Genomic DNA, 26753 nt, shown 5'->3' on the forward strand with positions numbered 1-26753 from the left:
TCGCGCCCCTCTTAGCCAAAGCGGAGCAAAAGGCAATCGGCGGGGCCGCAATTATTGCCGGAGGCAGGATTCACGAAGCGCAAATTTCTGTCATCATAAGTCATGCGGGCTGCACGGCCTTCTCATCTATGGTCGCATCCGCGCGGGGCGAAACAGGAGGAGTTTCGCCATGTCCCAGTTGAGCGGTATCGTGAGTTTGTTCCTGATCGCGGCGGCGTTCCTGACGTCATGCGACGACCGGAAGTCCCAGCAGAACTCGGTAGAGCTATCGACCCTCCAAGCGGCGCAGTAGTTCAAAACGCCAAAGGCCCTCGGGTTTTGCCCGGGGGCCTTTGGCTTTCGGTGCGCCGATCAAGCGGTCAATGCCAATAGGGCTTCACATGGTAATACTGGAATGAGGCATCGCGCGCGGCTTCGCCGTCGGCGCCGGTCAATTCCTCGATCGAATAGGCCGGTGCGGCCTGGAGCTGCTCCTTGGTGAACGGCACGACATAGCCGCCTTGATCCTCGTCATAATCGAGCGTCGCCCACGGAACGGCGTGGTACTTCTCGCCCATGCCGAGGAAGCCGCCGAAACCGATGACGGCGAACATGATGCCGTTCGACATCTTGTCCAGCATGACGTCCTCGATGCTGCCGATGCTTTTGCCTTCGGTGTTGTAGACGGACGTGCCGATGACGCGCGAGGCCGCAATGGCTTCGGTATGCCCGGACGGGGTGGTCATGGTGATGCTCCTCTCGGTTGAATGCCTGCTTTGACAATGAGAGGAGCGCGCTAAGGTTCCCGACGACTTGCTTAGCTGTCGGTGAGAATGAAGGTGACCTTCATGTTGACGCGGTAGGCCGCGATCTTGCCGTCCTCGACGACGATCTTCTGGTCCTGGATCCAGGCGCCCTCGACGTTCTTCAGGGTCTTTGCGGCGCGCGCGATGCCCTTCTCGATGGCATCCTGAAAGCTCTTCTTGGACGACGACGTGATTTCGGTGACGCGGGCAACGGACATGGCTTCCTCCTGCCAAGACGCTCAGTTACGAAAATGAGCGTAGTCCCGGCCCAATGCAACCACAAGCCGGCGCAGGAATGGCCCGGATCAGTGCCACTTGGCGATCCGGTCGAAGGCCATCAGCTTTTCCAGCAGCGCCGGCATGTCCTTGAGCGGCACCATGTTGGGGCCGTCCGAAGACGTCGAGTTGTCCGGGTCTTGATGGGTTTCGATGAAGACGCCGGCGACGCCGACGGCAACGGCCGCGCGCGCGAGCGTTGCGACGAAGCGCCGTTCACCGCCCGAGGAGCCGCCCTGCCCGCCCGGCTGCTGCACCGAATGGGTCGCGTCGAAGATCACCGGGGCGCCGATCTCGGCCATGACCGGCAGCGCGCGCATGTCCGAGACCAGCGTGTTGTAGCCGAACGAGACGCCGCGCTCGGTGGTCAGCACGTTCGGATTGCCGGAACCGGTGATCTTGGCGACGACGTTCTTCATGTCCCAAGGCGCGAGGAACTGGCCCTTCTTCACGTTGATGACCTTGCCGGTCCTGGCGGCGGCGACCAGCATGTCGGTCTGTCGCGACAGGAAAGCCGGTATCTGAAGGACATCGACATGGGGGGCTACGATCGCGCACTGCTCCTCGTTATGGACGTCGGTCAGCACCGGAAGCCCGAACTCCTTGCGCAGATCATCGAAGATCGGCATCGCCGCATCGAGCCCGGCGCCGCGTGTCGCCGACAGCGAGGTGCGGTTGGCCTTGTCGTAGCTGGTCTTGTAGACGAGGCCGATGCCCAGACGCTCCGTCAGTTCCTTCAGCGCGCCGGCCATGTCGAAAGCGTGCTGGCGCGATTCAAGCTGGCACGGGCCGGCAATCAGCGACAGCGGCGCATTGTTGGCAAAGACGACCTTGCCGACGGTTACCGATGAATTGGGCGCCAGGGGCTTGCTCATGGGATCTCCCGGAAGATAAAGGTGGCGCCCTGCCCGGGCGCCGGCGGAACGACGACATCATTGCCGCTCATGTTGTGATCGATCGCGCCGGCCGCAAGCAGGCGCATGACGACAGCTTTGTCGCGGACCTCGAAAACAATCGCCTCAAACCGGAAATGCGACGACGGCTTGGCCGCCAGGCCGAAGCGCCGCGCGTAGGTTTCAGGCGTGACGACGCTCAGGATTGCGTTCGGCAGCCGCACCATGTCGCCGTCCGCCCCAAGGTCGTCGGCACTCGCGCCGGCGGCGATAGAGATCAGCCCGATCTGCGCGGAAGGCGCGTCGCTGACCGCAACCACCTCGACGATGCCGGTCACGCCATTGGCATGCGCCTGAAGCGCCGTGCGATCGATCTTCGGCGGGTTGACGCGCTCGCAGGCGAAGAGGAAGGCGTCCGACGCCTCCTTGGCGGCCGCGAAGGCCAGCTTGAAAGACGCCGTATCGCTCTTTCCGTTCGCGTCGGTGAACGCGCGTGAGAAACTAAGCATGTCGCCGGCCGACAGGCCGGCTTCGACAAAGCGCGCATGGTCGGCGTCGGCATTGCCGGTTCCAAGCACGACGGCCGAAAAACCCTCCTCGCCCAGCCGCTGGCGATAGAGGCGGTCGCGCGCTACGAAGACATTGCCGGCCGTGATCACTTGTCCTGCCGCCTGTTCATTTCCCACAGCCAGCGGCTCCAGATAGGTGCCGTCGGAGAAAAAGATGCAGGCATTCTCCGTGCCGAACGGGTGAATGCCCGTGGGGGCGACGACGAAGCCGAGCGAGGCCAGGCGCGACCGCGCGGCATCGAGGCTTCCGGTTGGCAGCACGAGATGGTCGAGCGGATGGGCGGAGTTTCTGGTCATGCCGGCGCGGTGTGCCCCATTCCGGCCGGCTGTTCAAGAGCGCCGGCCCGATGGGGCGCGCTCTGCCGGTTCAGGCGGCGGCCACGACATCCGCCGAATAGCGCAGCTCGCGCAGCGGCTTCACCTTGCTGGTCGTATCCGCATAAATCGGATGCGCCTTGTAAGCGGCAAGCGCCGCCTCGTCCTCGAACTCGGCATAGACGACGACATCGATCGCGTTGGAGAACAGATCGACCTTGGTGTTGAGCGTTACCTCGAAATGCTTCGAGTGCGGAATCGTGCCGAGCGCCAGCAGGCCTGAGCGCACGGCCTCGACATCTTCCCTGCGTCGCACGCTGAAGAAAACGATGTGCCGGATCAAGCCAGCCTCCCTGGTCTTCGGTTCAGCGGTGTTTTGTGGGAGCAACGCCCAGGCGTCAATCGGCAACGATGTCGCGCCGCGATGCGAAAGCGGCGAGACCTTACCCGGTGACGTAGCGCACGATGCGCGACGCCTCCTTTACGGTCACGTCGAGATAGTGGCCATGATTGTAAACGCCGTCCCAGATCAGGAAAAAGGCGATGGCAGCGATGACGATCACATAACGCATGGCTAAAGCTACCGCATGTGGACGGCTGGAACCAGAGCAGCCGGGGCAGCGATTTTGGCAGTGCACTGCTTTTTGCCGCGGGCTGCCGCGCAGGCAGCCGCGTCGACGCGGCACGGCTTCAAAGCGTGATGCGGTATTTGGCGAAGCCTGCCTCGCCCTCGCCGGCCGGCTCTATCTTCAAGGATTTCACCTCGGCGATGAAATCCTTGGCGCCCGGTCCGGTCTCGAAGACGACGCTGGCGCCGGGCAGCGGCGCGAAGGACCAGTTGTCGTCCGCCGAAGGGTTGATCGTGCCCTCGCTGACGACGTAGCGCACGATCACGTCGCGGTTGGTGTCCGGCGCTTCGTAGATGATCTTCGAGGCGTTGATGTCGGGGAAATTGCCGCCGCCGCCAGCGCGGTAATTGTTGGTGGCAACGATGAATTTCGCTGCCGGATCAATCGGTTTCCCGTTGAATTTCAGGTCGGCGATGCGATTGGAACCGGCGTTCGCGACGCCGCCCTTGGCATCGTATTTCGGCGGCTGCGACAGGTCGATCCGGTAGGTGACGCCGTCGATGACGTCGAAATTATAGGATGGGAAGTCCGTGTTGACCAGCGGCTGATCCGCTTTACCCTTCTCGATATGGTTGAAGATGCCGGCGGACATCTCCAGCCATTCCTTCACCTCTGCGCCGGTGATTTCGACGGCGCGCACCGTGTTCGGGTAAAGATAGAGGTCGGCTACATTCTTGATGGCGATATCGCCCGCGGGAACGTCGGTATAGTAGTCGGCGCCGTTGCGGCCGCCGGCCTTGAAGGGCGCCGCCGCCGACAGGAGCGGCACGTCCTTCCACTCAGTGCTCTTCAATATGTCCTTGAGATACCAGGTCTGCGCCTGGTTGACGATCTGCACGGACGGATCGTCGGCCACCAGAGCGAAATAGGAATAGAGCGGCGCCGACGTCTTGCCGACGGGGCGGCGGACATAGGCAAGGGTTGCCTGATGGTCCTGCTCGAGCGCCGCGATGATGCGCCTGTCGTCGCCAACGGTCGCCTTGTTCTTGTTGTCGACGCGCTCATAGATCGGCCGCGCCTCGGAGGTGGCCGAGACGACCCGCCATTTCGAGCCGTCGCGCTCCAGAAGCAGGTCGATCAGACCCATATGCGAGCCCCAGAAGCCGCCCATGACGGCCGGCTTGCCCTGCAGCGTGCCCTTCTTGGTGTCGACGCCTGCGAGCGCCTGGAAATCCTTCTTGCCGGGGAAGACCAGATGCTGGTGGCCGGTGAAGACCGCGTCGATGCCCTCGACGCCGGCGACGAAGAACGAGGCGTTCTCCATCTTGTCGCCCTGCTTGATATCGATGCCGGAATGCGAAAGCGCGATGACGATATCGGCGCCTTCCTCCCTGATCTGCGGTACCCAGGCCTTGGCCGCCTCGACGATGTCGCGCGTCTGGACGTTGCCTTCGAGGTTCTTCAGGTCCCAGACCATGATCTGCGGCGGCACGAAGCCGATGACGCCGATCCTGATCGGTTGCTCGGCCCCTGATCCATCCTTGATCTTCCTGTCGAGGATGACATAGGGCTTGAGGTAGAGCTTGTCGTCGCGCGGGTTCGTGGCAAGCGTGGTGCCGCGGATCAGGTTCGCGCAGACGAAGGGAAAGTTGGCGCCGGCCAACACCTTGTCGAGAAAGGACAGGCCGTAATTGAATTCATGGTTGCCGAGCGTCGAGCATTCATAGCCGAGCACGTTCATGCCCTTCATGACCGGATGCACGTCGCCATCCTTCATGCCCTCCTCATAGGCGACATAGTCGCCCATCGGGCTGCCCTGCAGCAGGTCGCCATTGTCGATCAGCATCGAATTTACGGCTTCCTTGCGCACCGCGTCGATCAGCGAGGCGGTGCGCGACAGGCCCATCGTGTCGTTCGCCTTGTCGGCGTAGTAATCGTAAGGCAAAAGGTTCACGTGGATGTCGGTCGTCTCCATGATCCTGAGATGCGCCTGATTGGCCGCCGCGCGGGCGGAGAACGGATGCAGCATGATCAGCGCGCCGCCGGCAGCGGCGCCGGCCAGGAATTCGCGACGGGAGAATTCGGGGCGGAAGACGGGCAGTCGCGACATTTTCTTCTCCTCTTCGACAACGCCACGACCCCTGCCCCAAGCATGGAGCATGGCGCTGATGAGGCTTCGAGTCCACGCGCGCGAAAGGTCTTTGGATCACGAGAAGGTGACGTGTCGATGAAGCCGATGACGGCGAGGAATCAGCTCTTGTCGTCGTCGCCCTGGGTAATCAGGCGCGCGCTGCGCTGACCGGTAAGATATATCCATAGCCAGCTAAGCGAGACCGCCAGGCGGTTGCGGAAATCGATCAGGAAATAGATGTGCGCTATGCCCCAAAGCCACCAAGCGGGCCAGCCGGTGAGCTTGATCCAACCGAAATCGATCGCGGCGGCGCGCTTGCCGATCGTCGCCAGGTCGCCGGCATGCTTGTAGCGGAAAGGACGCGGTGCATAATCACCGGCCAGTCGCGCCTTGATCGTCGCGGCAACATGCTTGCCCTCCTGCTTGGCCGAGGGCGCCACGCCCGGCACCGGCTTGCCATCCGGCCGCAATACATGCGCGGTGTCGCCGATGACGAAAATGTCGGGACTGCTGGGCACCGTGAGATCGGGTTCGACCAGCACCCTGCCCGCCCGATCGGCCGGCACAGCCAGCCACTCAGCCGCCGGCGAAGCTGCGACGCCGGCCGCCCAGATGATCGTCCTTGCCGGCAGGCGCCTGTCGCCGAAGACGACGCCTTCGGCATCGAGCTTGGTAACCGGACGCCCGAGCTCGACGGTGACGCCGAGCCGTTCCAGCGCCTTGCGGGCATAGTCGGAAAGCTGCGGCGCGAAATTGGCCAGGATCCGGTCGCCGGCCTCTATCAGCACGACGCGCGCCTGGCTTGTGTCGATGTTGCGGAACTCGCCGCGCAGCGTGTCATGCGCGAGCTCGACAATGGTGCCGGCGAGCTCGACGCCGGTCGGCCCGCCGCCGACAATGACCAACGTCAGCAGCGCTTGGCGCTTCGCCGGGTCAGTTTCGCGCTCGGCCTGCTCGAAGGCCAGCAGGATGCGTCGCCGGATCGTCGTGGCATCCTCAAGCGTCTTCAGCCCCGGCGCAAACGGCTCCCACTCGTCATGGCCGAAATAGGCGTGGCGCGCGCCGGTGGCGAGCACCAGCGTGTCGTAAGGAACCGCGCTGCCGTCTTCGAGCAGCACGCGTTTGCCGGCGCGGTCGACGCCGGTGACATTGCCCAGAAGCGTCGTCACGTCCTTGCGCTTGCGCAGCAGATGACGGATCGGCCAGGCAACCTCCGAGGTCGCAAGCGACGTCGTCGCCACCTGGTAAAGCAGCGGCTGGAAAAGATGGTGGTTACGTTTGTCGATCATGGTGATGCGCACCGGAGTTCCCGCCAGCGCGCGCGTGAGTTCGAGGCCGCCGAATCCGGCGCCGACGACAACGACCTTATGCTCGGTTTCGCTCATTTCATTCCGCCTCGCGACGTGGAAACTACCACACAGGATGTAAGTATTTTTGTGCGCTGCAACAATATTGCACCCGGCAACGATCATGCCCGGGAGTCGTCGCGCGGCGTCGTGAATGCACATGCGATCGTACAGGCGCGAGTATAGCGTGAACAAAACGACAGGAGCCAAGCATGGCTGACAACCGAGACGACGAAGGGCCGGCCCAATACGCATCACCACCCTGCTTCATGCATGAACTCGACCCGCAATACCGGGAGCCGCTATCCGATTGGACGGATGTCAGGCGATGGCGCAAGGCCGAGCGCGAGCGGCTTATCACCGGGCGCCTCGGCGTTTCAGCCGATGCGCGCGCCGCCATGTCGGCACGCATCGCGGAAGGCCTCGATGCGCTGATCGGCGACATAGCCGGCCGGATGGTCAGCCTCTACTGGCCGTTTCGCGGCGAGCCGGATCTGCGTGGCTGGATGGCCTCGATCAACGAGCGTGGCGGACGCACCGCGCTGCCCGTCGTCATCGAGAAGGGGCAACCGCTGGTGTTTCGCGCCTACAAGCAGGGCGACCGGCTGGAAAAGGGCGTCTGGAACATTCCGATCCCGGCCGAAGGCGATCCGGTGCTGCCCGACATCGTGATCTCACCGATCGTCGGCATCGATCCCGGCAACTATCGGCTGGGCTATGGCGGCGGCTTTTACGATCGCACGCTTGCCGCAATGCCGTTCAGGCCGCTGGTCATCGGCGTTGGCTACGAATTGCAGCGCATTCCGACCATCTACCCGCAGCCGCACGACATTCCGATGTCCAAGGTGGTGACGGAGGCTTAGCGCCTAGGCCATCTCCGGCCTCAAACCGACCGCCGTGCGATCGACGATCTCACGCAGCGCGAAGGACGAGTTGATCTTGGTCACATGCGGCATGGCCGACAGCCATTCCTTGTGGATACGCTCATAGTCGACGAGATCCTTCGCCGCGATGCGCAGGATGTAGTCGTATTCACCCGACATCAAATGGCAGGAGAGCACGTTCGGACAGCGCTTGATCGCCGCCTCGAAATCCGACAGCGTCTTTTCGAATTGCCCGGACAGCGATATGTGGACGATCGCCGTCATCTGGTGGCCGAGCGCGGAATTGGACAGCCTGGCGTGATAGCCGCGGATGGTCCCGGCCTTCTCCAGGTTGTCGAGCCGGCGCGAACAGGCCGACTGCGACAGCCCGACTTTCTCGGCAAGCGCCGCATTGGGTATCCGCCCATCCTTCTGCAAAGTCTCCAGAATAGCGATATCAATCCTGTCGAGCGGCATTTTTCGTGGTTCCTGCGAATTTCTAGTGATTTCGCGCAACGATTATCGAAGAGCGGCCGTTGCCGCAAGTGCATTCGCAAACACATTCGGAACGATTCGTGGTTGACTGCGGTTACTGCGTGTCCACCTCCGAATTTGGAGCCGGTGGCATGCACCGATGACAGGGAGAACGCCCCTTGAAGGGCGGACAGGAGAAGAAAGATGCGTGTCGGCTGCCCCAAGGAAATCAAGAACAATGAATATCGCGTCGGCTTGACGCCCGGCTCGGTCCGCGAATATGTCGCGCATGGTCACGAAGTGCTGGTCGAGACCGGTGCTGGCGCCGGTATCGGCGCCGACGACAACGCCTACCGCGCCGCCGGCGCGACCATCGCCAAGACGGCCGCCGACGTGTTCGCCAAGTCGGACATGATCGTCAAGGTCAAGGAGCCGCAGCCCAACGAATGGGTCCAGCTGCGCGACGGACAGATCCTCTACACCTATCTGCACCTCGCTCCCGATCCGGAGCAGACCAAGGGTCTTCTTGGCTCGGGCGTGACCGCGGTCGCTTATGAGACCGTGACAGACGATCGTGGCGGCCTGCCGCTGCTCGCGCCGATGTCGGAGGTCGCCGGCCGCCTTTCGATCCAGGCCGGCGCGACGGCGCTGCAGAAGGCCAATGGCGGCCGCGGCGTGCTGCTAGGCGGCGTGCCCGGCGTGCTGCCCGGCAAGGTCACCGTGCTCGGCGGCGGCGTCGTCGGCCTGCATGCGGCCAAGATGGCGGCGGGCCTCGGCGCCGATGTCACCATCATCGACCGTTCGATCCCGCGCCTGCGCCAGCTCGACGACATTTTTGGCGGCCGCGTGCATACGCGTTACTCGACCGTCGAGGCGCTGGAGGAAGAATGCTTCTCGGCCGACGTCGTGATCGGCGCCGTGCTGATCCCGGGCGCCGCCGCGCCCAAGCTCGTGACCCGCGAAATGCTTTCCGGCATGAAGAAGGGCTCGGTGCTTGTCGACGTCGCGATCGACCAGGGCGGCTGCTTCGAGACCTCGCATGCCACGACCCATGCCGATCCGACCTATGAGGTCGACGGCGTGATCCACTATTGCGTCGCCAACATGCCTGGCGCCGTGCCGGTCACTTCGGCGCACGCGCTCAACAACGCGACGCTGCATTACGGCTTGCAACTCGCCGACAAGGGCCTCAAGGCGCTGGTCGACGACCATCACCTGCGCAACGGCCTCAATGTCCATAAGGGCAAGATCACCAACCGCGCCGTCGCCGAAGCGCTCGGCTACGAAATGGTCGAACCGAAGGCGGTTCTTGCCGCCTGATAAATTCGTAGAGATTTCCTTCAGTCGCCCGCCGGGTCATTCCGGCGGGCTTTTTCTTGCGCGCAAACTGGTCGCGTCAAGAAAACCGGGCAACAAAAAAGCGGAGCAAAAGCCCCGCTTCCTCGAAGGTTGCGACCTGCCGCCGGTCCATCCGCGGTCGGCAAATCATCAACAACTACTTTTTAGCGCAGTCGTATGACGGGGATACGACAGCCCTGAAAAGCGCCTTTTTTCGTCTTCGCCGATTAAGTGGCGTTGTGTGAAATGCTTCACATTCGCCTGACGAGAAAGACGCCTAGAGACGGGCCGTTACTGGCGGCCTGAGCTGCTTTCCGGGACGGACAAGTCCGGCCCGGACAGCACTGGCCGACAGCTTCTGTCAGACCCTCCAACGGCCCGCCCGACCATCGGCGGGCTTCTTTTTTTTTGGGTCATGCCCGCTCGATGCGGCATTGATAGCAATTGTTGCGGGCCGAGCGGACATGGATGTAGGCGATGTCGTCGCGTCCAAACAGCGTCCGCGCCCGGGCGGCAATCTCGCCGGTCGGTGTGACGGCGCCGCTGCCATAGACGATGCGATCGTCCTCGCCATAGCCCCTGACGATATAGTCGCTGCTTTCGAGCATCTCCGGCAGCGCATCCCCTTCGGCTGCGCGTTCACATTCCTCGGCGTGCAGGAAGATCGGGCCGGTTTCGGCATAGGGCTGCAGTTGCGGGAACGGCCGGTAAGCCACGATCAGGTAGCCTTCGCCCGCGGCGACGTTCTTCATGCAGTGCCTGCAGGGCACGCCGTCGCCATCAGAGACTTGGTGCTCCGGAGTGCGGCCGTAGGCATCGGGCCCTCCCCGCTGCAAGGCACGCACGGCTTCGGTCGGCAAGGCTTTGAACTGGATGTTCATGGCAGATCTCCGGTGTCGATGTCCGGAAATTATGCCTGCACGGCGGTGTCTCCCACCCGATTCCTGACTGACGCCGCACAAGTGAAAGAACCCGGCCGCTTTGAAAAAGGCCAGGCTCCGTTGTCGGCATTACCGGCTCAGCTTCACCGCACGAAATCGTCGAAGCGGCGCAGCGTCACGCGGCGGTTGCGCCAGTTCTCCTGCTGTGTGGGCACAAGCAGGAACTCCTCGCCATAGCCGACGGTCTCCAGCGCGAACGATGGCACATCGAACTCACCCACCAGCGTCCGCTTCAGCGATGCGGCGCGGCGTTCGGACAGGACCTGGTTCGATTCGAAAGTACCCACGGCGTCGGTGTGACCTTCGATCAGGATGCGGGCGCCGCGGTCGCGCCGCAGGATGCGATGGAGCGCGTCGGCAATGATTTCGACCTTGCCGTATTGCGAGGGGGCGATAGCGGCCGAGCCGAACTCGAAATTGATCGACTGGATGTCGATCGAGCGCGCCTGGCGCCGCAGATCGGGCCGGCGCTTGAACTCGCGAATGGTGACACGCTCGTTCGGGCGAAGCTTCTTCCTGGGCGCGGCGTCGAGCTGGCGCTCGATCGTGGCAGCCGAGGGCGTGGTCGCCTGCGCGGATGCCAGGCTCGGCATGGCAATTGCCGCAATCATGGCTACGGCGAATGTACGTCGGGTCAACATGTCTTTTCTCCTAAAGCCCGGCCTCGTTATGCGGCCGGACAATGGCAAAGACAGTCTGAAGCGGCGATGAACGAAATGTTCAGCGGGGGCTTGCCGCCTTCCGTCCTGATTGCATGAATGGCTTAGCCTCGCATCACGCTGGCCGAGCGCTCGGCGAAGGTCAGCGGATGCACGACCTCCTTCTTCTGCGCCACGGGGGTGAAGCCCAGCTTCTGGTAGAGCGGGAGAGCCGCCGGATGATCGAGCGTGCAGGTCTGCACGGTAACGCGCCTTGGCCCATGCGCCCAGGCCGCCGAGATCGCGGCGCCAAGGAACCAGCGGCCGATGCCTTGGCCATGCGCATGCTCCATCATGCCGAAATAGGCGAGCTCCACCTCGTCCGGCAGATGCGGCTTCAGGTCGAAGAAGCCGGCGGGAGCGCCGTCGAGATAGAGCACCCTGATGTCGCGATCCTCGCGATGCAGGCCGGCGGCAAGCTCCTCGTCGCTCAGCCGCAGCACATTGACCCAGTGCCATTTGCGCCCGACGCGATCCATCAGATAGCGATAGAAATGGAGCGGGATATCTTTCGTCTTCAGCAGCGCGATCTGGCGGTTGTAAGGGATCGGCGGCGAAACCGCCGGCGCCGCATGCATCTCCAGGAACGTGACCGTGACATCGATATCTTGCAGCGCGCCGTTTTCCATCATTCTTTCCCCGTCGCCACCGGCGTGTCGCCGAGACCGCCCCATTCTGTCCACGACCCGTCGTAAAGCCTGTTGTCGGTATGGCCGAGCGTCTCCAGCGCCAGCGTGATCGCCGCTGCCGTGATGCCCGAGCCGCACGACGTCACGACAGGTTTCGACAGGTCGATGCCGGCATCCTCGATCACCTTGCGCAAGCGGTCCTTGGGCAGCAGCTCGCCATTCTCGGCCAGCGCCGTGATCGGAACGTTATGCGCACCCGGCATATGGCCCGAACGGACGCCCGGACGCGGCTCCGGATCGGTGCCGGCAAAGCGGCCGGCCGAGCGGGCGTCGGCGATCTGGCTCTCTTGGCTGCCGACGATCCTGCGCATCTCGTCGAGACCGACAACCCGGCCGGCATCGAAATCGACATAAAAGACACTCGGCGCGATCTTTGTCGGCTCGGCCGTCACTGGTCGCCGCTCGGCCTTCCAGCGGTCGATGCCGCCGTTCAGGATGTAGACCTGGAAGACGCCCATGACGCGGAACATCCACCAGGCGCGAGGCGCCGAGAACAGGCCGGGTCCGTCATAGACGACAATGGTGTCGTCGGCCGAAACGCCCATGGCGCCGACATATTGGGCGAAGTGCTGCGGCGAGGCCAATGTGTGCGGCAGTTTCGAATCCGGATCGGAAACCGCATCCTGGTCGAGGAAGCGCGCGCCTGGAATATGAGCGGCATCGTATTCGGCGCGGGCGTCGCGCTTCTGGGCCGGCAGGTACCAGGAGGCGTCGATGATGGTGAGACCGGGCTCGCCAAGCTGCTTTTCCAGCCAATCGGCGTCGACGATGAAGGGACTGTCCTGCGCCATTCTGTTCTCCTGCCCCGCCTAGCTATAACGTCAGTTCGCCGGTATCGGTCCGAAGCGGATACGGAAGCGCCGGTTCTCGCGGCCTTTCTTTTCGATCTTGCCGATATGGATCTCGCCGACCTCGCCGGTCGACTTCACATGCGTTCCGCCGCATGGCTGGCTGTCGATCGAGCCGTTGTCGCCGATGCAGACCAGACGGATTTTTCCTGTGCCGACGGGTGGGCGGACGTTCTTCGATTTGACCAGGCCCGGATTGGCGGCGAGCTCCTCGTCGGTGATCAGCCGGGTGAAGATCGGATGGTCGGCGCGCACCAGCTCCATCAGCCTCGCCGTCACATCCTCCTTGGTGAAGCCGGCGTCGGGAATATCGAAATCGACGCGGCTGTCATCCTCGGCGACCGCCGCCCCGGTGATCGGAAACGGACAGACCACGGTCAGCAGGTGGCAGGCGGAATGCATGCGCATCAGAAGGTGCCGCCGCTCCCAGTCGATCAGAAGCTTCAGCTTTTCGCCGACAACGGGCAGCGCCTGCTCCGGTGCCGGCACATGGATGATCTCGTCCTTGGTCTCGCCGGTGATGGTGGCGGCGATCGCGATGCGGCCGCCGTCGGCCCGTTCGAGCATGCCGGTATCGCCCGGCTGTCCGCCCGACGTGGCGTAGAAGATCGTCCGGTCGAGCAGGACGCCGCCACGGTCGTTGACGGCGACGACCTCGGCCTCCGCCGTCTTTTGATAGGCGTCGTCGCGAAACTGCGCCTCGGTTTTGTACGCCATCATGCCACCTTTTCGAACGGCACTGAAATATCGGCTTTTTCTTCCATCCAGCCCGGCACCGGAAGATTCTTGCCGCGCAGGAACTCCGGATTGAAGAGCTTGGCCTGGTAGCGCGTGCCGTAGTCGGCCAGGATCGTCACGATGGTGTGGCCGGGTCCGAGCTCGCGCGCCAGCCGGACGGCGCCGGCGATGTTGATGCCGGTCGAGCCGCCGACGCAGAGCCCCTCTTCCTGGATCAGGTCGAAAATGATCGGCAATGCTTCCTCGTCCGGAATCTGGTAGGAGAAATCCGGCGTGAAGTCTTCCAGATTGGCGGTGATGCGGCCCTGCCCGATACCCTCGGTGATCGAGCTGCCATCGGATTTCAGTTCGCCGCTGGTGTAGAAGCTGTAGAGCGCGGCGCCCAGTGGATCGGCGAGCGCGATCTTGACGTCCTCGCTCTTGCCCTTGAGCCCGAGCGCGACGCCCGCAAGCGTGCCGCCGGAGCCGACGGCCGAAACGAAGCCGTCGATCCTGCCGCCGGTCTGAGCCCAGATTTCCTGCGCGGTCGTGCGGATGTGGCCGTCGCGGTTGGCGACATTGTCGAACTGGTTGGCCCAGATCGCGCCGTTCGGCTCCGAGCGCGCCAGTTGCTCGGCAAGGCGGCCTGACAGTTTTATGTAATTGTTGGCGTTCTTGTAGGGCACGGCCGGCACCTCGATGAGCTCCGCACCCAGGATCTTGATCGTGTCCTTCTTTTCCTGGCTCTGCGTGTCGGGGATGACGATCACGGTGCGGTAGCCAAGCGCCTTGGCGACCAGCGTCAAACCGATGCCGGTGTTGCCGGCAGTGCCTTCGACGATGAGCCCACCAGGCTTGAGCAGCCCGCGCTGCTCGGCATCGCGGATGATGAACAGGCCCGCCCGATCCTTCACCGATTGCCCTGGATTCATGAACTCGGCCTTGCCGAGGATCTCGCAGCCGGTCGCTTCCGAGGCCTTGTTGAGCCGGATCAGGGGCGTGTTGCCGATCGCTTCGATCACAGAACGGGGCATGCGGGATTCCTTCATGTGTGCGGCGAGACCCTAAAAACCGGAAGCCGCGGTTTCAAGGCAAGATTTTGCCTGGTCCAGTCGCATTCCGGATGGTGCAATGCTCGCAATCATTTCAACGCCATGTGCAAAACCGCTCTTTTCAACCGATTTCTCCGCCGCTAGAGCAAACCGGAACATTCGCAGGACACCCCATGGCACTCTACCGGGCCAATCCGAAAGACGGTGTCGCCTGGATCACGGGCGGCAGCAGCGGCCTTGGTCGGGCGTTGGCCAAGGATCTCGCCAATCAAGGCTATGCCGTCGCGGTGACGTCGCTGCCGGAAGATCCTGCCGACACGCTGATCGTCGAAACGGCGCAGATGTCCGGACATGTGAAGTCCTTTCCCTGTGACGTGACCGACGAGCACGGCATGGCGCGCGCGGCCGCCGCGATCGAAGAACAGATGGGGCCGATCGTGCTTGCCGTCTTCAACGCCGGCAACTACATCGCCACACCCGGCGAGAACCTGGTGGTGCGCGATTTCCATCGCTCCTTCGCCGTGAACTATTTCGGCATCGTCAACGGCGTGGTGCCTGTCGTCGAGCATATGCGCGTGCGCGGACGCGGCCATGTCGTCCTGGTCGGATCGGTCACCGCCTATTCCGGCTGGCCGACCACGGCGGCCTATGGCGGCACCAAGGCCGCGATCAACATTCTGGCGGAGTCGCTGAAATACGATTTCGACAAGATGAATATCCGCATCCAGGTCATCAATCCGGGATTCGTCGACACGCCGCTGACCGAAAAGAACAAGCTGCCGATGCCGGGCCTCATGCCTGTGCATCGCGCGTCGCGCCGCATGGCCCGCGGCATCAGGAAGGGTGGCTTCGAAGTCACCTTCCCGCACCATATAAGCTTGCCGCTGAAGCTGCTCGGCCTGCTGCCGCGGCCGATTGGCCGCTTCGTCATCGGGCTCACCACCCATTGGTGGGGCCGGCCGTTGCATTTCGATCGCAGGCGGCCTGGCGACAAAGACCCGCCCCGCGACAAGGTGACATAAGCCGGCGAAACGGCGATTGCCTGCCGGCGGGGACGGCCATAGGTTGAGAATCATTGCTTGGAGACTGTAATGGGGCGGCGGATCGTGCTTGCGGTGCTTGGCCTTGCAGTCGTCCTGATCGTCGGTTTCTTCCTCGGCCCGCGCGTGCCGGTCGACACCACAATCCGTTTCAATCCGTCGGCGATCGGCGACGATCCGCAGGCCTATCTGGCGCGTGAAGAGGCTGCCGTGCCCAACATCCGCGACGGGCTCGACAAGGAGATCATCTGGGCGAACCCGATGGTCCATGCCAAGACGCCCTTGGCCATCGTCTATATCCATGGCTTTTCCGCCTCGAAGGGCGAGGTCCGCCCCTTGCCGGACGACATTGCGGATGAACTGGACGCCAACCTCTTCTACACGCGCCTGACCGGTCACGGTCAGGACGGCGCGGCAATGGCGCAAGGCAGCGTCAATGCCTGGATCAACGACTATGAGGAGGCGTTGGCCATCGGCCGCTCCATCGGCGACAAGGTGATCGTCATCGGAACCTCGACCGGCGGCTCGCTGGCGGCATGGGCCGCAACCCAGCCTGGTGCATCGGACGATGTTGCCGCGATCGCGTTCATCTCGCCCAATTTCGGCGTCAAGGCCTCCGGCGCCGAGTTGCTGACCATGCCCTGGGGAGGGCAACTCGCCGAGATCGTCGGCGGCAAGGAGCGCAGTTTCCCCCCGCGCAATGCGCTGCACGAAAAATTCTGGACCACCAAATATCCCATGAAAGCGGTGCTGCCGATGGCCGCGCTCACCAACCTTGCCTATGAGGCGCCGGTCGAGAAGGCGGCGATCCCCGCCCTGTTCATCTTCTCGGATTCCGACAAGGTGGTGCGGCCCGACCGGACGCGCGAGATAGCCGGACGCTGGGGTGCTCCGCACGAGCTGGTGCCGGTCGACGACACCGGCGATCCGGACAATCACGTCATCGCCGGCGATGTGCTGTCGCCGCAGACCACTGCCTTTCTCACCCAGCGCATCGTGGTGTGGGTGAAGGCGCTGATGCAGCAGCAGTCAGGCCAGTGAAATCAGGCCAGTGAAATGAAAAACGGCCGAAGCATCGCTCCGGCCGTTCCTGCTCGCGCGGTTCTGCTGGGCTCAAGCGGCCCGGTTCGCCGGACGCTTGCCGCCGAAGCGGCGCTTGTTGTTGCCCTTGAAGCGCTTGAAGCCGTCGGGCTTGCTCGAGCCATTCGGCTTGGCCGCAGCCGGGCGTTCGCCCTGCGGCTGCGGAGCTCGCTCGCCATGAGGCTTGCCGCCGAAACGCTTGTTGTCGCCACCGTTGCCGGGGCGGCGGCCATCGCGGCGGGCGCCGTGATGCTCACGGTCATTGGCCGCTTCGAAATGACGCTCGGTCTTTTCTCTGGGGTCGCGCTGCGGATCCGGGCTGCCGAGGTGATCGGCGACGACCGGCAGCTTCATGCGGATGATACGCTCGACCTGCCGCAGCTTGGCGTTCTCCGAAGGATCGCAAAGCGTGATGGCAATACCGTCCCTGCCGTTGCGGCCGGTGCGGCCGATACGATGGACGTAGCTTTCCGCTTCGTCCGGCAGGTCGAAATTCACGACATGGCTGATGCCAGGCACGTCGATGCCGCGCGCCGCGATATCGGTGGCGACCAGGATGCGAACCGAGCCGTCGCGGAAATCGTTGAGCGCCTTCTGGCGCGCATTCTGCGATTTGTTGCCGTGGATGACGGCAGCCTCGAAGCCGTCGCGGGCAAGGTCCTTGGTGACGCGGTCGGCGCCATGCTTGGTGCGCGAGAACACGATCACCGAGCGCATCGCCTCGTCGGCGAGCATCTTGGACAGCACCTGGCGTTTCTGCTTGGTGCGGGCGAGCACCACGCTCTGCACGATCTCGACCGCCGCGGTGCTTTGCGGCGAGACTTCGATGCGAACAGGGTTCTTCAGCAAGCCCTTGGCAAGCTCTGCGATCTCATCGGGCATGGTGGCCGAGAACAGTGCCGTCTGGCGGTCCGGCGCGGTCGCCTTGGCGATGCGCTTGACGTCGTTGATGAAGCCCATGTCGAGCATGCGGTCGCCCTCGTCGAGGACGAGCCATTTGGTGTCGGCAAGGATGAGGTCGCCCTCGCGCACTAGGTCGGTCAGGCGGCCGGGCGTGGCGATCAGAATGTCGACGCCGGGCGCAACCTTCTTCACCTGGCTGAAGCGCGAGACGCCGCCCAGCACCAGCGCGGTCGAGACATGCGCGCCCTTGGCGAGGATCTTGATGGTGTCCTCGATCTGCACGGCGAGCTCGCGCGTCGGCGCCAGGATCAGCGCACGCGTCGTCTTCGGCCGCCGCTTGGTGCCGAGCCCGATGATCTTGGACAGGATCGGCAATGCAAAGGCCGCGGTCTTGCCGGAGCCGGTCTGGGCGATGCCGAAAATGTCGCGGCCTTCCAACTGCGGCGGGATCGCCTGCGTCTGGATCGGCTTCGGCTCGGCGAAGCCGGCGGCATGGGTGGCCTTGAGCAGCGCGCCCGAAATCCCAAGTGCTGCGAAACCGTTCAGTTCCGCTGTGTTTTCGTTGGTCAAAATAATCTTCTTTCACGCGGCCTTGGCCGCAAACATCAATGGCGGCAGGGCGCAACCTGCCGTCGGATAAATTGTCATGGAACGACAAGGCGGCGGACGATCGTCCGCGCGGCTGCGCTGTCGTGCCCGCAAGCATCATGCCTCGGGGCTTTTTCGCCAGCTTGCCGATCGACCAGGGCCGATTTGCCGGAAAGAGGGAAAACAGACGCAACCAGTCTCATTCATCGAGAAGGCCGGATTCGTTCCCGGCCCAAGCGCCTATGCCGTTGCATATGGCTGAGTTCGTCCCGAAATGCAAGGGCTTCATGTTGCGGTGCAACAAAACAGACAGCCGTTAAGCTCTCGGTCTCAGACGTCGTCAGGCCATTTCCGCGCGCCATGCTGGACGAAAAGAATTTCTATCTGAGTTTCCTTCACTCGATATGCAACGACATAGGGTGTACCGGGGATCACCAGTTCACGAGTTCCCCTGATCTCGCCAACTCGTCTGATAAACGGATTGGCCGACAACAGCCGGGCTGTTTTTGAATGGATCTCGTTGACAACCCGGGCAGCGGCCCGTGGGTTGTGCTGGCCGATGTAGTCGCCGATTGATGCAAGCTCGATCAGGTAGTGTCGGGTCCAGACAATCCGCACCGATCGTTATGCCTGACCGTATTTGCTCAAAACGGCTGCTATCTCTTCTTCATTTGCGAAGTCGCCACGATCGGCCGCCTCTATTCCCGCCTGAATGCCGGCGATCCACTTTTCCTGCCATGCGAGCGAGCGGCCGTGGGATAAGGCATCCTCAATGATCTGATCGCGAGTGAGTGTCGAACGCGAGGTCAGCATTTCGATCCTGCGGTTCAAGTCCTCGGATATTCCACGTTGTTCTTCATCGTTTCATTCTGCCATATCCGACTGCTGACTGCCAAGATCGCTCGCTGACGGTTGGGCGAGCTTCGAGAGCCTGGCGAAATGGAGCGCTTGCGCTCCTCTGCCCTCCCCATTACCACAAATCACTTATCCTTTTTTGGGAAGCAGCGATGAAAGACGTGCTGAAGGAACTCGAGCGCCGCCGCGAGATCGCCCGCATGGGCGGGGGCAAGGACCGCATCGAGGCGCAGCATAAGAAGGGCAAGCTCACCGCTCGCGAGCGTATCGAGGTCTTCCTCGACGAGGGCTCGTTCGAAGAGTTTGACATGTATGTCGAGCACCGGTCGACCGATTTCGGCATGGAGAAGACCAAGATCGCCGGCGACGGCGTCGTCACCGGCTGGGGCACCGTCAACGGTCGCCCGATCTATATCTTCGCCAAGGATTTTACCGTGTTCGGCGGCTCGCTGTCAGAGGCGCATGCGGAGAAGGTCATCAAGGTCCAGGAGATGGCGCTGCGCAATCGCGCGCCGATCGTCGGCCTCTATGACGCCGGCGGGGCGCGCATCCAGGAAGGCGTGGCGGCGCTCGGCGGCTATGCCGAGATCTTCCAGCGCAACGTGCTCGCCTCCGGGGTCATTCCGCAGATCTCGCTGATCATGGGTCCCTGCGCCGGCGGCGACGTCTACTCGCCCGCCATGACCGATTTCATCTTCATGGTGCGCGACACCTCCTACATGTTCGTCACCGGGCCGGACGTGGTGAAGACGGTGACCAACGAGACGGTGACCGCCGAAAGCCTCGGCGGCGCTTCCGTCCACACCACCAAGTCCTCGATCGCCGACGGCGCCTATGACAACGACGTCGAGGCGCTCTTGCAGATGCGCCGGCTGGTCGATCTGCTGCCGGCATCCAACACGGCCGAGATTCCCGAGATCGAATGCTACCAGTCGGTGACGGACCACGACCTGTCGCTCGACCGGCTGATCCCCGACAATGCCAACAAGCCCTACGATATCAAGGAGTTGATCCTGAAGGTCGCGGACGAAGGCGATTTCTTCGAGATCCAGCAGAGTTTCGCCAAGAACATCGTCACCGGCTTCGGCCGCGTCGAGGGTCGCACGGTCGGTTTCGTCGCCAACCAGCCGATGGTGCTGGCCGGCGTGCTCGATTCCGACGCCAGCCGCAAGGCGGCGCGCTTCGTGCGCTTCTGCGACTGTTTTTCTATTCCGATCGTCACCTTCGTCGACGTGCCGGGCTTCCTGCCGGGCACCGCGCAGGAATATGGCGGGCTGATCAAGCATGGCGCCAAGCTGCTCTTCGCCTATGCCGAGGCGACAGTGCCGAAGATCACCGTCATCACCCGCAAGGCCTATGGCGGCGCCTATGACGTGATGGCTTCGAAGCATCTGCGCGGCGACATGAACTATGCCTGGCCGACGGCACAGATCGCCGTGATGGGCGCCAGGGGCGCGGTTGAGATCATCTATCGCAAGGATATCGGCGATCCGGGGAAGATCGCCGCGCATACAAAGACTTACGAGGATCGCTTCCTGTCGCCCTTCGTCGCCGCCGAACGCGGCTATGTCGACGAGGTGATCATGCCGCATTCGACCCGGCGTCGCGTCGCGCGGGCGCTGCGCATGTTGCGCAACAAGGACATGCAGAACCCTTGGAAGAAGCACGACAACATTCCGCTGTGAACAAGACTTCCGCCAGCCGTTAACATGAGCGCGGAGACGAAATGCGAATAACACTTGCGGCCCAGGGCCTTATTCCGTGCAAGGGCTATGGCGGTATCCAGCGGCAGGTCGAATGGCTGACCACGGAGATGGTCAAGATGGGGCATCAGGTGACGTTGATCGCCGGCCCGGGGTCGTCGCATCCGATGTGCGAGGTCCGCCACGCGGTCACCAATGACGAGTGCCGCGCGGCCGTTCCCAAGGACACTGACATTGTCCATCTCCATGCCTGGAAGGTCGAAGTTCCGTTTCCGACGCTGAATACCGAGCGCGGCCACCTGCCGGATTACTCGAGGCCGCAGCCGAACTGGAGCTTCATCAGCGCCCGCCATGCCGAGTTGCATGGCCGCAAGACCTTCGTCTACAACGGCTTTCCGGTCGATGCCTACCGCCTGGCGCCGTCGAAGAACGACCACCTGTTTTTCATGGCGGCCATCGCGCGGGCCGGAAAGGGCCTCAACCGCGCGGTGGACCTCGCGAAAAAATACGATTTCAAGCTCGATATCGCCGGCGGCTCGCGCTGGAAGCTGCTTGGCCGCAGCAAGACCCGCCGCGAGGGTGTCTTCTTCAAAAGCCTGTCGTCCCGCTTCCGCTATCACGGCATGGTCGATGGCGAACCGAAGGTGCGCCTGCTGGGCGAGACCAAAGCCTTTCTGAACCCGATTTCCTGGGAAGAGCCTTTCGGCAATGCGCCGGTCGAATCCATGCTGTGCGGCACGCCGGTGCTGACGACGGCACGCGGCGCGCTGCCCGAAACCGTCGATGCCGATACCGGCCGTTTCTTCGACACGGATGAGGAGTTCGCGCGCGGTTTCGGCGAAATCGGCGGTTTGCCGGCGCAAAGATGCCGCGAATCAGCCGCAGACAGGTTTCCGATCGAGAAGGCCGCAAAAGCCTATGTCGAGCTCTACCACCGCATTCTTGATGGCGAAGCGCTTCCGTGACAAATCACGCAGGCATTTCCCGTCGGCGATGGCCGTTCCGGATCGAGAAGGTATCGCGCATTGCGCCCCATCCTGGTTTTCTGCCTGCCGGCGATCGGTGACTTCATCCGCTGCCATGCGGCTATCCAGATCATCGCCGAGAGATTCCCGGGGCAGCCGATCGATATCGTCACCTCGGGGATAGCCGCGCCGCTGGCGAGGTTTATGCCGCATGTTCGCAAAGTCTGGATAGCGGAGAAGAACTGGAAGCCCGGGCTGAAAGAGCGGGCGCGCCTGGCGCGAGAGCTGCGCGAAGAGGATTATCAGGCGGCCTATATGCTCACCAGCAGCACCAAGGCTTGCCTTGTGCCGTGGCTTGCCGGAATACCGGAGCGCGTCGGCTATCCGCGCGAGTTCCAGTTCGGCATCGTCAACCGACTGCCTGCAGGTTGGCTGAAGTCGATGGTGGCCTTCGGTCCGCGCAAGACGCGGCTGGCGGAACAGGTCTGCGCAATCGCACGTCTCGGCAAAAGGCCGGCCGAAGACCGACCGTTGCCGGCTCCTCAACTGGTTGTTTCCTTCGAAGAGCTTTCCGGTTGGCGTCGGCGCAACGGAATCGATCCGGCGAAACCGGCGCTCGCGCTCTACACTTCGGATTTTGCCAACAAGCGCTCATGGCCGATCGAGCGCTTCGTCTCGGTCGCGCGCGACTATGCTGCCCGCGGTTGGTCGGTCTGGCTGATCGGCGGGCCGCGCGAGCGGCAGGCCGCGGCGGAAGTAAAGGCGCGATTGTCCGAGGCGATCGATTTCACCTCCACGCCCGATATTGCGGAAGCCATGTGCCAGATCGCGGCCTCGACCGTCTTTCTCGGCGTCGACGGCGGCATTTCCCATGCCGCCGGCGCGCTAGGCGGTCCGTGCGTGCTCATCTACGGCTCGAACCGAGCCTATGTGCACGGTCCGGTCAACGAGCAGGTGATTTTCCTCGAGCCGCCGATTTCGACGCCGGGTTGGGTGGAGAACACGCGCGCCGTCAGCGAAGACAGGGTTCGCGAGGCGCTCGCGGCAGCGATCCGAAAAAACGCGCCGCAATTCGCCTGACCTATTCCTCGGCCGCCGCTCCGAAACCCGCGCCCATGCTCGCGCGAGCCGTGGTCGCCCATGGCGTCGCATGGTTGTCGATGCGCATCTGGAAAATGAAATAGGTCGGCGAGCAGAAGCCGATGCCCCTGACCTTGCCGGCGCCCGGCGTGTCCGCCGGCAGCGACTGGCACATATAGTCCTCGCGGCAGAAATGATCGGCCGAGCAGGCTGGACGGTTGCCGCGGTTGACGGCGCCGCCAAGACATTCGTCGAAATTGTTGGTGGCCACGCAGATGTCGAACTTCTTGCCGCCGACCAGTCCGCAGATTTCGCTGGGCATCGGCTTGCCGGGTTTGAAGGCGGAGAAGGCGCGATCCTTGTCGTCGCAGGCGCGATAGGCGAAGCCTCCTGGAACGCCGATCTTGGGTGGACGGCAGGTATAGGCGGTGCGCGAGATCGCCGGCGCGAAGGCGGCGAACTGGCCGGTGACCTTGTAGCGGTCGTTGAAAGGCTGCGCGCTGTTGCCGGCGATAGTTCCGGTCAGGCATGGGTGGCCGGAAAACATCGCCGGGCTGTCCTTGGGCAGCAGGCATTGCGCGAGCTTGGTCCTCACGCCCGACGCGGTCGCGATCGGCGTGCAGACCGTGCCGGCGCCGCATTGCCAGGTGCTGCCGAAGCGGCTTGCGTCTTCCGGCGTCAGGCATGGCATCGCCGTTTCGGCCGGCGCATAAGCGAATTCGCCGGTATCCTTCCAGGCGGCGGGCGGCGCGAAGGAGAGCGGACGAAAGCGGTTGGGGTCCTTGCCCTCGGCGGTCGCCTTGAGCCACGCCTGGCGGCGCGGAATCTCGGCATGAAGATGCGGCGAGATGCCGACCTCGAGACGGTTCAACGGCGAGGTGGTGCCATCGTCCAGGCCGATGAAATGGAAGCCGGCCGTCGAACCCGCCTGGTGGCAGCCTTGGCAGGCGCCGTTGTCGAGCCGCTCGACCAAAGCGTCCGGCGTGCGCGCCAAGGAAAATTTCGAATAATCGAGCCCGGCGAACTCCTTTGGGCCGAACAACGGGGTGAACGGATGATTGGCTTGCCTGGCGCTGCCGAAGGTCGACCAGGAGATGACTTTTCGGGCGAGAAATTCATCCGGGATTTCGTAGACGCCGAGATCGACCGCCGCGGCATTGGCGCGAACATAGTCGGCAAGCCGTGCTTTGAGGTCAGCATCCTGGGCAAGCCGGGCCGTGTCCGGCGTGTTTTCCAGCGGCTTCTCGCCGACCGTCGAACCGTCGATGCCGAAGATACGCATCAGGTAAGCGGCCTGCCCGCCAAACTCGGTTTCCTGGCCGGAAGGAAAGCGCACAACCTGCGCGTTGAGCTCGAGCTGCTTGAAGGATAGCGAGGCCTTTTCGAGCGGCCCGCCGGTCAGCCAGCCGGCATCGACCGTTTCGTCGAGCTGCGGCGTCCAGCGGCCGGCAGCGCCCACGCAGCCGCCATCGGCGTCTTGAGCGACGCGGTATATGGCGCTGAAGTTGAACGGCAGGCGCGAGGCCAGTTGCTTGCCGTTCTTCTTGAACGAGTAGGCCAGGCGATAGATGAACCGCACCTCGCCGCAGCTCGTCTCGTTGCCAAGTGCTGCGAAGTCGCGCCGGTCGAGCCGGTTGACGACGCCGACAAGGCGAAAGCGCGCCGCGTTCGTCTTCAGCCAGCGCATGTCGATGATGCGGCCGACATTGCCGTCGGTCACTTCGTAGAGAGTGCGGCCGCCAGCCTTCATCTCGGCGCGCAACGCGGCGACATCGCCGGCCACCGTGTCGACGATGACGTGGTAGGCTGGCGCCTCATCGTAGAGGGATTTCAGGTCGTCGCTGCCGTCGACGCCGAAGAGGCCGGCGAAGCCGTATCCCTTTGCATCGAGCGCGGCGAGCATGCGCGGGTCGTCGACGATGGCGACCGGATGATCGGCGGCACGCGTCGGCTGGGCAGCGAAAGCGGCCAGGACGGCAACAAGGAGCCCCAGCCGTTTCATCGGACAGCGCTCTGCGCCAGTTCGCGAAGAACCGGCACCATGGCCAGAGGCAGATCCTCGGCTATCAAACCCGGCCCAAAACGGCTGCCGGCCTCGGCATGAATCCAGACCCCGGCGCAGGCCGCTTCGAAGGCCGGCATGCCTTGCGCGAGAAGCCCGGCAATGATGCCCGCCAGCACGTCGCCCGAGCCGGCGGTGGCGAGCCACGGCGCGCCATTGCTGTTGATCGCGGCGCGGCCGTCCGGCGAAGCAATCACGCTGTCGGCACCCTTGTAGACGATCACGGCGTTGGCGCGCTGCGCGGCTTCGCGCGCCTTGGCCAGCTTGGACAGAGCCTTGTCACCCGCAAGGTCCGCAAACAATCTGCCGAACTCGCCTTCATGCGGCGTCATGATCAACGCCGGCGCGCCAGCCCTGCCGGCTGCCTCGAACAGCGTCGAGGCCGCGTTGCGGAAAGAGGTGATGCCGTCGGCGTCGAGCACGAGGCCCTCGACGCCGCCGTCCTGGCGGTTTTTGGCGAGCACGGCGAGCGTGAAATCGCGCGCCTTGTCGCCGATGCCGAAGCCGGGACCGAGGACGAAGGCGGACGGCCGGCGATCGCCGATAAGGTCATGCACGTCCTCGACCGCATCAACCTTGCGCAGCATGATCGAGGTCAGATGCGCCGCATTGACCTGCATGGCGTTCGCGGGCGAGAGCACGGTGACGGCCCCTGCCCCGCTTCTTGCGGCCGCAAGCGCTGAAAGGCGCGCCGCGCCGGTCGCGGCCGGTCCCCCCGAAAAGACGCTCGTATGGCCGCGCTTGTATTTATGTGTGTCGACGGCCGGCGCGGGAAAGCTCGCGATCCAGAGCCCAGGCCGGTTCTCGAAGGCCCGCGGCGCGACCGCGTCGATGATTTCGTCGCGAATGCCGATGTCGGCCAACACGACCTCCCCGCATCGCCCGCGGCCAGGCAGCAGCAGGTGCCCAGGCTTCTTTCGCGCGAAAGTCACCGTCAGGGCCGCGCAAAATGCGCAGCCCAGGACTTCTCCGCTTTCGCCGGAAACGCCCGAAGGCAGGTCGATCGCGACGACCGGCAGGTTCATCTCCGCCGCGATGTCGACCGCGCCCTTGGCGTCGCCGGTGAGAGGCTTCGACAAGCCTGCGCCATAGATCGCGTCGACGACCAGCGAGCCGGCTTGCGCGGTGAAGGCCGAAAGCAGGCGCCGCTCCAGCGTGCAGTCAGCCGCCGCGAGCGCGGCGTCGCTGCCTGCCCGCGGTTTGCCCGATGCCCACAGGGCCACATCGACGCCGGCCTCGGCCAGCAGCCGCGCCACGACGTAGCCGTCGCCGCCATTGTTGCCGGGGCCGCACAGCACGTGGACCCTCTTCGCGCCAGGGTAGCGCGCCAGCACGACGGCAGCGACCGCCTCGCCGGCACGTTGCATCAAGCGATAGCCGTCGAGCGGTCCTGCCGCGATCGCCAGTTTGTCGGCCTCGGCCATTTCGGCCGGCGATAGAAGTTCATTGCGCATGGGATTGCCGATCTCCATGCGATCAAGCATTGTCCAGTTTTCGGTTCGAAGCAAACCACCGCAACCGCGCATCATCTTGCCAGCGCGGTCGCATCCAGGAGGGGTTCTGCCTGCAAATTGCGCTGCCTGCCTATTTTTTGTGCGGATGTGAGGAGGAGCGATGTATAGGGTTTGGGCGTCCATGACGCGTCCGATGCAGCGGATGACGCGAATGTGCATCCGGGCGTGGCATGGGCTCGAAAACGCCCCTCGCCGCTTGCGCTCTTCAGGACTGGCACGGTTCGTGCTTGATGGAGGCGCAAGCGGGGCACACAACCCGTCTTCTTGGCAGTGGAGGCCACTTTTTACATGAAAAAGATCGAAGCGATCATCAAGCCATTCAAGCTGGACGAAGTGAAGGAAGCGCTTCAGGAGGCCGGACTGCAAGGCATCACCGTCACCGAGGCCAAGGGTTTCGGCCGCCAGAAGGGACACACGGAGCTTTATCGCGGCGCCGAATATGTCGTCGACTTCCTGCCC

Annotated in this window: 29 protein-coding genes; 9 read left to right on the plus strand and 20 right to left on the minus strand. The window is 63.5% G+C overall.

The window, feature by feature from the left end; all coding sequences use genetic code 11:
• Positions 1-169 precede the first annotated feature (169 nt).
• Entirely contained in the window at positions 170-292 is a 123-nt protein-coding gene (locus FJ956_RS30975) for a hypothetical protein (RefSeq protein WP_281405610.1), read from the plus strand.
• A 67-nt stretch (positions 293-359) separates the two neighbouring features.
• On the opposite strand, the gene FJ956_RS06910 is transcribed toward FJ956_RS30975, so the two are convergent.
• The 8 genes from FJ956_RS06910 to FJ956_RS06940 form a co-directional block, all read right to left on the minus strand.
• Positions 360-725: a PRC-barrel domain-containing protein gene (locus tag FJ956_RS06910; protein ID WP_140672992.1), complete on the minus strand. Its 366-nt coding sequence runs from the start codon at positions 723-725 to the stop codon at positions 360-362.
• Positions 726-796: 71 nt separating this feature from the next.
• Positions 797-1003 carry a dodecin family protein gene (locus FJ956_RS06915; protein ID WP_073986887.1) on the minus strand — a complete coding sequence of 69 codons (207 nt, stop codon included), beginning with the start codon at positions 1001-1003 and terminating at the stop codon, positions 797-799.
• A gap of 87 nt (positions 1004-1090) precedes the next feature.
• Positions 1091-1936: a 3-deoxy-8-phosphooctulonate synthase gene (gene kdsA / locus FJ956_RS06920; RefSeq protein WP_140672993.1), complete on the minus strand. Its 846-nt coding sequence runs from the start codon at positions 1934-1936 to the stop codon at positions 1091-1093.
• Positions 1933-2820, minus strand: coding sequence for a VOC family protein (locus FJ956_RS06925; RefSeq protein WP_140672994.1), 888 nt, complete (start codon positions 2818-2820; stop codon positions 1933-1935). Before FJ956_RS06925 ends, kdsA begins: the two co-directional genes overlap by 4 nt.
• A gap of 70 nt (positions 2821-2890) precedes the next feature.
• On the minus strand, positions 2891-3181 hold the full coding sequence (locus FJ956_RS06930; RefSeq protein WP_140672995.1) for a Dabb family protein: 291 nt from the start codon (positions 3179-3181) through the stop codon (positions 2891-2893).
• Between the two features lie 100 nt (positions 3182-3281).
• Complete coding sequence (locus FJ956_RS30980) at positions 3282-3410, minus strand: hypothetical protein (protein WP_281405611.1); 129 nt, start codon at positions 3408-3410, stop codon at positions 3282-3284.
• Between the two features lie 118 nt (positions 3411-3528).
• Entirely contained in the window at positions 3529-5517 is a 1989-nt protein-coding gene (locus FJ956_RS06935) for a bifunctional 2',3'-cyclic-nucleotide 2'-phosphodiesterase/3'-nucleotidase (protein WP_140672996.1), read from the minus strand.
• Positions 5518-5657: 140 nt separating this feature from the next.
• Positions 5658-6923, minus strand: coding sequence for an NAD(P)/FAD-dependent oxidoreductase (locus FJ956_RS06940; RefSeq protein ID WP_140672997.1), 1266 nt, complete (start codon positions 6921-6923; stop codon positions 5658-5660).
• A gap of 173 nt (positions 6924-7096) precedes the next feature.
• On the opposite strand from FJ956_RS06940, the gene FJ956_RS06945 reads away from it, so the two are divergent.
• The gene (locus FJ956_RS06945; RefSeq protein ID WP_140672998.1) at positions 7097-7747 is read left to right on the plus strand and encodes a 5-formyltetrahydrofolate cyclo-ligase; all 651 of its coding nucleotides are present in this window, start codon (positions 7097-7099) and stop codon (positions 7745-7747) included.
• A 3-nt stretch (positions 7748-7750) separates the two neighbouring features.
• Here the strand turns inward: FJ956_RS06945 and FJ956_RS06950 are convergent, their stop codons facing one another.
• On the minus strand, positions 7751-8224 hold the full coding sequence (locus FJ956_RS06950; protein WP_140657197.1) for an Lrp/AsnC family transcriptional regulator: 474 nt from the start codon (positions 8222-8224) through the stop codon (positions 7751-7753).
• A gap of 201 nt (positions 8225-8425) precedes the next feature.
• Between FJ956_RS06950 and ald the strand changes: the two genes are divergently transcribed.
• The gene (gene ald / locus FJ956_RS06955; RefSeq protein ID WP_140672999.1) at positions 8426-9541 is read left to right on the plus strand and encodes an alanine dehydrogenase; all 1116 of its coding nucleotides are present in this window, start codon (positions 8426-8428) and stop codon (positions 9539-9541) included.
• 431 nt (positions 9542-9972) lie between these two features.
• Here ald and FJ956_RS06960 read toward each other — a convergent pair whose 3' ends face one another.
• The 6 genes from FJ956_RS06960 to FJ956_RS06985 all read right to left on the minus strand — a co-directional run bounded on the left by FJ956_RS06960 (position 9973) and on the right by FJ956_RS06985 (position 14486).
• Complete coding sequence (locus tag FJ956_RS06960) at positions 9973-10440, minus strand: DUF1203 domain-containing protein (RefSeq protein ID WP_140673000.1); 468 nt, start codon at positions 10438-10440, stop codon at positions 9973-9975.
• Positions 10441-10583: 143 nt separating this feature from the next.
• Positions 10584-11141, minus strand: coding sequence for an OmpA family protein (locus FJ956_RS06965; protein WP_140673001.1), 558 nt, complete (start codon positions 11139-11141; stop codon positions 10584-10586).
• Positions 11142-11263: 122 nt separating this feature from the next.
• Complete coding sequence (locus tag FJ956_RS06970; RefSeq protein ID WP_140673023.1) at positions 11264-11827, minus strand: GNAT family N-acetyltransferase; 564 nt, start codon at positions 11825-11827, stop codon at positions 11264-11266.
• Positions 11827-12678, minus strand: coding sequence for a 3-mercaptopyruvate sulfurtransferase (gene sseA, locus FJ956_RS06975; RefSeq protein WP_140673002.1), 852 nt, complete (start codon positions 12676-12678; stop codon positions 11827-11829). The genes FJ956_RS06970 and sseA overlap by 1 nt, the downstream gene beginning before the upstream one ends.
• A 30-nt stretch (positions 12679-12708) precedes the next feature.
• Entirely contained in the window at positions 12709-13452 is a 744-nt protein-coding gene (locus tag FJ956_RS06980; RefSeq protein ID WP_140673024.1) for an alanyl-tRNA editing protein, read from the minus strand.
• Entirely contained in the window at positions 13452-14486 is a 1035-nt protein-coding gene (locus FJ956_RS06985) for a cysteine synthase A (RefSeq protein WP_140673003.1), read from the minus strand. The genes FJ956_RS06980 and FJ956_RS06985 overlap by 1 nt, the downstream gene beginning before the upstream one ends.
• 191 nt (positions 14487-14677) lie before the next feature.
• Between FJ956_RS06985 and FJ956_RS06990 the strand changes: the two genes are divergently transcribed.
• Together FJ956_RS06990 and FJ956_RS06995 are read left to right on the plus strand one after the other, a co-directional pair.
• Positions 14678-15526 carry an SDR family NAD(P)-dependent oxidoreductase gene (locus FJ956_RS06990; protein WP_140673004.1) on the plus strand — a complete coding sequence of 283 codons (849 nt, stop codon included), beginning with the start codon at positions 14678-14680 and terminating at the stop codon, positions 15524-15526.
• A 69-nt stretch (positions 15527-15595) separates the two neighbouring features.
• A complete protein-coding gene (locus FJ956_RS06995) occupies positions 15596-16585 on the plus strand; it encodes an alpha/beta fold hydrolase (protein WP_140673005.1) in 990 nt (329 codons plus the stop codon).
• Between the two features lie 72 nt (positions 16586-16657).
• On the opposite strand, the gene FJ956_RS07000 is transcribed toward FJ956_RS06995, so the two are convergent.
• From FJ956_RS07000 to FJ956_RS07010, 3 genes are all read right to left on the minus strand, one after another.
• On the minus strand, positions 16658-18097 hold the full coding sequence (locus FJ956_RS07000; protein WP_181170082.1) for a DEAD/DEAH box helicase: 1440 nt from the start codon (positions 18095-18097) through the stop codon (positions 16658-16660).
• 348 nt (positions 18098-18445) lie between these two features.
• A complete protein-coding gene (locus tag FJ956_RS07005; RefSeq protein ID WP_140673007.1) occupies positions 18446-18733 on the minus strand; it encodes a type II toxin-antitoxin system RelE/ParE family toxin in 288 nt (95 codons plus the stop codon).
• 6 nt (positions 18734-18739) lie between these two features.
• Positions 18740-18946: a transcriptional regulator gene (locus FJ956_RS07010; protein ID WP_246671968.1), complete on the minus strand. Its 207-nt coding sequence runs from the start codon at positions 18944-18946 to the stop codon at positions 18740-18742.
• A gap of 176 nt (positions 18947-19122) precedes the next feature.
• Between FJ956_RS07010 and FJ956_RS07015 the strand changes: the two genes are divergently transcribed.
• From FJ956_RS07015 to waaF, 3 genes are read left to right on the plus strand one after another with little or no spacing between them, the layout of a single operon-like run.
• Entirely contained in the window at positions 19123-20655 is a 1533-nt protein-coding gene (locus FJ956_RS07015) for an acyl-CoA carboxylase subunit beta (protein ID WP_140673008.1), read from the plus strand.
• Positions 20656-20696: 41 nt separating this feature from the next.
• Complete coding sequence (locus FJ956_RS07020) at positions 20697-21638, plus strand: glycosyltransferase (protein ID WP_140673009.1); 942 nt, start codon at positions 20697-20699, stop codon at positions 21636-21638.
• 60 nt (positions 21639-21698) lie between these two features.
• A complete protein-coding gene (gene waaF / locus FJ956_RS07025; RefSeq protein ID WP_140673010.1) occupies positions 21699-22718 on the plus strand; it encodes a lipopolysaccharide heptosyltransferase II in 1020 nt (339 codons plus the stop codon).
• Between the two features lies 1 nt (position 22719).
• Here the strand turns inward: waaF and FJ956_RS07030 are convergent, their stop codons facing one another.
• Both FJ956_RS07030 and FJ956_RS07035 read right to left on the minus strand, forming a co-directional pair.
• The gene (locus tag FJ956_RS07030) at positions 22720-24720 is read right to left on the minus strand and encodes a hypothetical protein (protein ID WP_140673011.1); all 2001 of its coding nucleotides are present in this window, start codon (positions 24718-24720) and stop codon (positions 22720-22722) included.
• Positions 24717-26234, minus strand: coding sequence for an NAD(P)H-hydrate dehydratase (locus FJ956_RS07035; RefSeq protein ID WP_140673012.1), 1518 nt, complete (start codon positions 26232-26234; stop codon positions 24717-24719). The genes FJ956_RS07030 and FJ956_RS07035 overlap by 4 nt, the downstream gene beginning before the upstream one ends.
• A 348-nt stretch (positions 26235-26582) precedes the next feature.
• Between FJ956_RS07035 and FJ956_RS07040 the strand changes: the two genes are divergently transcribed.
• A partial coding sequence (locus FJ956_RS07040) for a P-II family nitrogen regulator (RefSeq protein ID WP_140781953.1) occupies positions 26583-26753 on the plus strand: 171 nt, incomplete at its 3' end.

This window comes from Mesorhizobium sp. B2-4-3, from assembly GCF_006442815.1.
Lineage (GTDB): Bacteria > Pseudomonadota > Alphaproteobacteria > Rhizobiales > Rhizobiaceae > Mesorhizobium.

Coding starts and splice junctions, on each gene's coding strand:
- FJ956_RS07030 (WP_140673011.1), bottom strand. CDS start 24,720: ATGAAACGGCTGGGGCTCCTTGTTGCCGTCCTGGCCGCTTTCGCTGCC.
- FJ956_RS06925 (WP_140672994.1), bottom strand. CDS start 2,820: ATGACCAGAAACTCCGCCCATCCGCTCGACCATCTCGTGCTGCCAACC.
- FJ956_RS06995 (WP_140673005.1), top strand. CDS start 15,596: ATGGGGCGGCGGATCGTGCTTGCGGTGCTTGGCCTTGCAGTCGTCCTG.
- FJ956_RS06970 (WP_140673023.1), bottom strand. CDS start 11,827: ATGGAAAACGGCGCGCTGCAAGATATCGATGTCACGGTCACGTTCCTG.
- FJ956_RS07015 (WP_140673008.1), top strand. CDS start 19,123: ATGAAAGACGTGCTGAAGGAACTCGAGCGCCGCCGCGAGATCGCCCGC.
- FJ956_RS06950 (WP_140657197.1), bottom strand. CDS start 8,224: ATGCCGCTCGACAGGATTGATATCGCTATTCTGGAGACTTTGCAGAAG.
- FJ956_RS07020 (WP_140673009.1), top strand. CDS start 20,697: ATGCGAATAACACTTGCGGCCCAGGGCCTTATTCCGTGCAAGGGCTAT.
- FJ956_RS06910 (WP_140672992.1), bottom strand. CDS start 725: ATGACCACCCCGTCCGGGCATACCGAAGCCATTGCGGCCTCGCGCGTC.
- FJ956_RS06990 (WP_140673004.1), top strand. CDS start 14,678: ATGGCACTCTACCGGGCCAATCCGAAAGACGGTGTCGCCTGGATCACG.
- FJ956_RS06945 (WP_140672998.1), top strand. CDS start 7,097: ATGGCTGACAACCGAGACGACGAAGGGCCGGCCCAATACGCATCACCA.
- FJ956_RS06960 (WP_140673000.1), bottom strand. CDS start 10,440: ATGAACATCCAGTTCAAAGCCTTGCCGACCGAAGCCGTGCGTGCCTTG.
- FJ956_RS06985 (WP_140673003.1), bottom strand. CDS start 14,486: ATGCCCCGTTCTGTGATCGAAGCGATCGGCAACACGCCCCTGATCCGG.
- sseA (WP_140673002.1), bottom strand. CDS start 12,678: ATGGCGCAGGACAGTCCCTTCATCGTCGACGCCGATTGGCTGGAAAAG.
- FJ956_RS06980 (WP_140673024.1), bottom strand. CDS start 13,452: ATGGCGTACAAAACCGAGGCGCAGTTTCGCGACGACGCCTATCAAAAG.
- ald (WP_140672999.1), top strand. CDS start 8,426: ATGCGTGTCGGCTGCCCCAAGGAAATCAAGAACAATGAATATCGCGTC.
- FJ956_RS06940 (WP_140672997.1), bottom strand. CDS start 6,923: ATGAGCGAAACCGAGCATAAGGTCGTTGTCGTCGGCGCCGGATTCGGC.
- FJ956_RS30975 (WP_281405610.1), top strand. CDS start 170: ATGTCCCAGTTGAGCGGTATCGTGAGTTTGTTCCTGATCGCGGCGGCG.
- FJ956_RS06915 (WP_073986887.1), bottom strand. CDS start 1,003: ATGTCCGTTGCCCGCGTCACCGAAATCACGTCGTCGTCCAAGAAGAGC.
- FJ956_RS06935 (WP_140672996.1), bottom strand. CDS start 5,517: ATGTCGCGACTGCCCGTCTTCCGCCCCGAATTCTCCCGTCGCGAATTC.
- FJ956_RS07035 (WP_140673012.1), bottom strand. CDS start 26,234: ATGCGCAATGAACTTCTATCGCCGGCCGAAATGGCCGAGGCCGACAAA.
- kdsA (WP_140672993.1), bottom strand. CDS start 1,936: ATGAGCAAGCCCCTGGCGCCCAATTCATCGGTAACCGTCGGCAAGGTC.
- FJ956_RS30980 (WP_281405611.1), bottom strand. CDS start 3,410: ATGCGTTATGTGATCGTCATCGCTGCCATCGCCTTTTTCCTGATCTGG.
- FJ956_RS06965 (WP_140673001.1), bottom strand. CDS start 11,141: ATGTTGACCCGACGTACATTCGCCGTAGCCATGATTGCGGCAATTGCC.